This is a genomic window from Campylobacter sp. BCW_6465 (assembly GCF_001762815.1).
In the GTDB taxonomy this organism is placed as follows: domain Bacteria; phylum Campylobacterota; class Campylobacteria; order Campylobacterales; family Campylobacteraceae; genus Campylobacter_D; species Campylobacter_D jejuni.
The window spans coordinates 1-639 of record NZ_MJXN01000068.1; the positions used below are offsets into that span (position 1 = coordinate 1).

Genomic DNA, 639 nt, shown 5'->3' on the forward strand with positions numbered 1-639 from the left:
ATTTTATATACCTTGTGGTGTGCTTATAGCTTTGATTATTTTTATAAGCTTAACTTATCATTTTTTACAACGACCTTTAGAGCTTATCTTTTGGGATAGATATGATATATCGAAATTATCTATTAATAACAAAGAGAAAAATTTTAAAACAATGAAAACTGTGAATTACTCCTACTTTCGCTAACGCTTAGAAGTAGGAGGTTCCTAACTAAAGCCAAGTATTCTTAGCTAGCTCGAAAGGCTTCTTGTTTATAGCTTACACCTAAATTTTCATTAAAATATTAAAACTTATACAAAAATCTTTCATAAATTGTTTCAGAAGTTAAAGAATTTGTTTGGTATAATTACATTAAGGGTTTTGCCACAAGGCTGCAACCCTGTGGCATAATCACACCCTAGAAAGGGGGTGAACTATATGACACGACTCATACTTATAATTATACTAATTTGTATAATTACTGTCAAGGCTTATTAGCCTTGCCCCTTTGGGGGTGAGTTTCTCCTTGTGGCTTACCCAACAAACTTTTAACTAAGCTTCTCTCCTTCTATTGAATTTCTATATTTGAAAAATTTTATTTTTTTAAAAAGTATATGTTTTTTGTATTATTAATTTTTCAAGTATATTCTTTTGGTTATTTT

At 29.3% G+C, this 639-nt stretch carries 1 pseudogene; it reads left to right on the forward strand.

Going from position 1 to position 639, the window contains the following annotated elements:
• A pseudogene (locus AJ886_RS10675) lies at nt 1-184 on the forward strand (hypothetical protein); the annotation flags it as partial.
• Nucleotides 185-639 lie beyond the last annotated feature (455 nt).